Annotated in this window: 5 protein-coding genes; 3 read left to right on the top strand and 2 right to left on the bottom strand. The window is 70.0% G+C overall.

Annotated elements, in window-relative coordinates; all coding sequences use genetic code 11:
• The 3 genes from IJH84_RS14060 to IJH84_RS14050 form a co-directional block, all read left to right on the top strand.
• Nucleotides 1-923: Gfo/Idh/MocA family oxidoreductase (locus tag IJH84_RS14060; RefSeq protein WP_295145077.1), on the top strand; the 923-nt coding region annotated here is incomplete at its 5' end.
• A gap of 276 nt (nt 924-1,199) precedes the next feature.
• A complete protein-coding gene (locus IJH84_RS14055; RefSeq protein WP_295145074.1) occupies nt 1,200-1,613 on the top strand; it encodes an STAS domain-containing protein in 414 nt (137 codons plus the stop codon).
• A 68-nt stretch (nt 1,614-1,681) separates the two neighbouring features.
• Nucleotides 1,682-2,380, top strand: a complete 699-nt coding sequence (locus tag IJH84_RS14050; protein WP_295145071.1) for a GAF and ANTAR domain-containing protein — start codon at nt 1,682-1,684, stop codon at nt 2,378-2,380.
• Here IJH84_RS14050 and IJH84_RS14045 read toward each other — a convergent pair whose 3' ends face one another.
• Together IJH84_RS14045 and IJH84_RS29290 are read right to left on the bottom strand one after the other, a co-directional pair.
• The gene (locus IJH84_RS14045) at nt 2,381-3,700 is read right to left on the bottom strand and encodes an MFS transporter (protein ID WP_295145068.1); all 1,320 of its coding nucleotides are present in this window, start codon (nt 3,698-3,700) and stop codon (nt 2,381-2,383) included.
• 91 nt (nt 3,701-3,791) lie between these two features.
• The gene (locus IJH84_RS29290; RefSeq protein ID WP_367269023.1) at nt 3,792-3,869 is read right to left on the bottom strand and encodes a putative leader peptide; all 78 of its coding nucleotides are present in this window, start codon (nt 3,867-3,869) and stop codon (nt 3,792-3,794) included.
• Between the last annotated feature and the right edge of the window lie 342 nt (nt 3,870-4,211).

Raw genomic sequence — 4,211 nt, 5'->3', positions numbered from 1 at the left:
GCGACCTCGAGATCTACAAGCGCGGGTTCGTGAAGGCCGCAAAGGGCGCCAAGCACTTCACCTACGCGGACGGTACGCAGGACGAGGTCTACGAGCGCGGCGTGGACGCCGTGGTGATCACGGCCGCCACGCACGCGCACGCCGGCCTGATCCACACGGCACTGGACCGTGAAGTGCCGGTGTTCTGCGAAAAACCGGTGGCGCTGGATGTTGCGGGCACCCGCGAAGTCGTCGCGCACAGCGAGCGCGCGTCGGTTCCGCTGCAGGTCGGGTTCCAGCGCCGCTTCGACGCCGGATACCGGGCCGCGCGGGACGCCGTGCGCGGCGAACGCCTCGGCTGGCTGCACACGCTGCGGGCGGTGACCGCGGACGCTGAACCGCCGCCCGCGGCCTACATCCCCACCTCCGGCGGGCTGTTCCGGGACTGCAGCATCCACGACCTGGACATCATGCGGTGGGTCACCGGCCGCGAGGTCGTGTCGGTCTACGCGCGCGGCGGAAACCGGGGCGCGGCGTTCTTCGCCGAAGGTGACGACGTGGACACGTGCGCGGCGCTGCTGGAATTCGACGACGGCGCGCTGGCCACGGTCAGCGCCACCCGCTACAACGGCGCGGGCCACGACGTGCGGCTGGAGGTGTGCGGTTCGGAGGGGGCGCTGTTCGTGGGCAACGACGAGCGTTCCCCGCTGCCGTCGGCCGAGGCCGGTATCCCGTGGCCGTCCGGTGCGCCGTACCGCACGTTCATGGAGCGGTTCGCCGACGCCTACGCCGCGGAACTCGCCGCGTTCGTCGAAGTCGCCGCGGGCAGGCGGGAAAACCCTTGCACCGCAGCGGAAGCGCTGGAGGCGCTCTACACCGCCGAGGCGTGCGACCGCTCGCGCCGTACGGGCCGCCCGGTCGCGGTGTCCGAAGTGCGCAGCTGAGCGCGCTGCGGCGTTCGCAGCGGCCGTCGCGTCCGCGCCTTCCCGGCCTCGCCACATCCGCCGCACCGGCAACTCGTGTCCGATGCGTGGCCTTGTGCTCGGACCGGCCGTCCGATTCAGCTAGGATGGCGACGGTTGAGCAGTCAGCCAGGGATCACCAACATCCTGCCGATGAGACGCCGGATCCGGTCCCGGTGGCTGACTGCGCCGTTTTCCGGCCCGCGGTTGCCGGGGGTCTGCGCTGCTCTTCTCCGGCGGGGAGAGGACGGGACCGCATTGAACACCTCCCACTCCGGCGGCGAGACCGACCGGCCGGACTCGCTCGGCGATTCGCTGGTGCTGCGGGTAAACCGGCCGCGCCCGGACGTCGTCCTGGTCATCGCCTCCGGTACGGTCGACGAGTCCACCGCCGCGCGATTCGAGCGGCTGCTGTTCGCCCGGATCGAGGACGCGGTGCGCACGGTGCTGCTGGACCTGACGGGGGTCGGTTTCCTGGCGGTGTCCGCGTTGCAACTGCTGGCCCGAGCCGGGGAACGCGCCCGCGAGCGGGGCGTGGAACTCGCCTTGGTGGCCACCGGGCACGATGTGCTGCGCGCGTTGCACATAACGGAGTTGCCCGAGGTCGTGCCCGTGCACCCATCCGTTCGGGCTGCTCTTCGCGGGCTGGACGATCGAACGGATCCGAGCTGACCGCCGCTGTTGCGTGACGAACCGGCCGGTGCCCGCATCCAACCGCGGTGAACGAAAGGAGGAGTCCGATGGCCGAGGACCATGCGGTGCGTTTCGCGCGCATCGCGCGCGAGCTGGCCGCGCAACGGTCGGAGCAGGCGGTGCTCGAGCGCGTCGTCGAGCTGGCCGTGCAGGAACTCGACCGCTGCGACGACGCCGGAATCATGCTGCTCAAGCGCAAGCAGGAGGTGGAAACGGCCGCGACCTCGAGCGATCTCGTCGTGCACTCCGATGAGGCGCAGGCCCGCAACCGCGAGGGACCGTGCTTCGACGCCGCGCGCAACACCGTGCCATGGCACAACGCCGTTTACCGCATCGACGACACCGCCACCGAAGACCGCTGGCCCGCATACGTCCCCGAGGCCCGGGAGCTCGGAGTCGGCGCCATGATGGGCTTCCAGCTCTACCGCGAGGAGGAGAGCTTCGGCGCCCTCGACCTGTACGCGAAGGAGCCGCACGCCTTCGACGACGGTTCCGAGCGGCTGGGCTGGGTGCTGGCCTCGCACGCGGCGGTGGCGCTCAACAGCGTGCGCACCAGCGATCAGCTGCACACCGCGCTGGAAACCCGCCAGGAGATCGGCAAAGCCCTCGGACGGGTCATGGAGCGCTACGGGATCTCCGACGACATGGCGTTCGCCGTGCTGCAACGCGCTTCCCAGGACAACAACATCAAACTGCACACGATCGCCGACGAGGTCGTGCGCACCGGGCGCATCCCGGGGGTGTGATCAAGCCGCGTTGTCGAAGTACAGGTCGCGGCGCCGGATCAGCAGGCTCGCGACGGTGGCGATGACGCCGGTGAGCGCGAGGTAGCCGCAGGCCAGCCACGGGGTTCCACCACCGGCGGCCAGCAACGACGTGACGATCAGCGGTGTGAGGCCGGAAGCGTAGATCCCGGAGAACTGGTAGATGAACGACATCCCGGTGTAGCGCATCCGCACCGGCGACAGCTGCGCGTACAACGTGCCCTGCGGCGCGTAGATCACCGCGTGCACGACGCCCAGCACGAGCACGATCACCACTCCGGCCAGCAGCGGATCGCGGGTCTGGAACGCCAGGAACGCCGGATACACCGAAACCGCGAACAACGCCGACCCGATCACGTACAGCCGCCGCGGCGACGTGCGGTCGGCGAGCCCGCCGACCAGCGGGATCAGCACCGCCAGTACCACCGAGGCCGCCATCACCGCCACCAGCACGTCGTTGCGCGGCAGGCCGAGCGTGCCGGTGGCGTAGGTCAGGAAGAACACCGCCCAGGTGTTGAACGCGGCGCCCTCGGAATAGCGCGACAGCAGGCCGAGCACGGTGTTGCGGCGGCTCACCCGGTCCCGGAACAGCTCGACGATCGGCACTCGCGCGGTGCCTTGCAACTCGCGCATCTGCTGGAACGCGGGGGTTTCCGAGACGCGCAAGCGGATGATCAAGCCGACGAACACCAGCACCAGGCTCAGCCCGAACGCGATCCGCCAGCCGTAGCTGAGGAACTGCGCGTCGTCGAGAACGTTGCCCAGCAACGCGAACAGCCCGGTGCCCAACCCGAGCCCGATGGCGAGCCCGACTTGCGGCCACGCCCCGTACCTGGCCCGTTTGCCCGGCGGTGCGTACTCGACGGCCATCAGCACCGCGCCTGCCCACTCGCCGCCGATCGCCAAGCCCTGGAACAGCCGCAGCAGCACCAGCAGCAGCGGCGCCCACAGCCCGGCCTGCGCGTACGTCGGCAGCGCGCCCATCGCGGCCGTGGCAAGGCCCATCACGACCATGGTGGTCACCAGCGTGCGCTTGCGGCCGATGCGATCGCCGATGTGTCCGAATAGGACACCGCCGAGCGGGCGGGCGACGAACCCGACGAAGAACGTCGTGAACGCCAGCATGGTGCCCACCGCCGGATTCGCGGTGGGGAAGAACTGCTTGTTGAACACCAGGCTCGCGGCGGTGCTGTAGAGGAAGAAGTCGTACCACTCGACCGTCGTGCCGATCACGCTGGAGGTGATCACGGTGCGGACGTTCTTCTCGGCACCCGGCGCGTCGGCAGGCGCTGTCGCGGTCATGTATCCGGCTCCTGAGCAGCGAATTTCGGGCCGCGAGAGCGCGGCGGGGATCGCCCGCCGCGGAGTCAGGCGTGCGGGCGCAGGTGGAGGCTCAGGAGGCTGGACACGTCGCGGACGCCACACGCAGCAGATCCACGTGGTGGCGCGCGGTGAGCAGAGCCGGTTGCACGGCACGACGCTAGGAACGCCCCGAACCCGTGTCAACCGAACCGTGCCCGCCGCCACGATCCGTTCGGAGTGGAAGACCCCTTCGCCGCACCAGCTTGGTCGAAGGGGCCCTCCACCCCGGAAGAACAGGTGACCACTGTGGACAGTGTGGGGGATCGCACGGTTCGCGGGGCTAACGTTGCGCGCTCGTTGCGCGAGGATGAAGCGGGACGTGCTCGCGCAACGAGGAGAGGGGTTCGACGTGGCTGCCGACCGACTTGGGAGTCGGGAACCGGAGGACCGTGAACCCCTGGCGGGCGCGCCACCCGCCACCCCCTCGATCGTCGACCGCGCGGCGCAGCGG

Origin of the sequence: Saccharopolyspora sp. (assembly GCF_017434145.1) — a bacterium.
Classification (GTDB): Bacteria; Actinomycetota; Actinomycetes; order Mycobacteriales; family Pseudonocardiaceae; genus Saccharopolyspora_C; species Saccharopolyspora_C galaxeae.
Note: the sequence above shows the minus strand (reverse complement) of the source record. Positions and strands in the feature narration are given on the sequence as shown.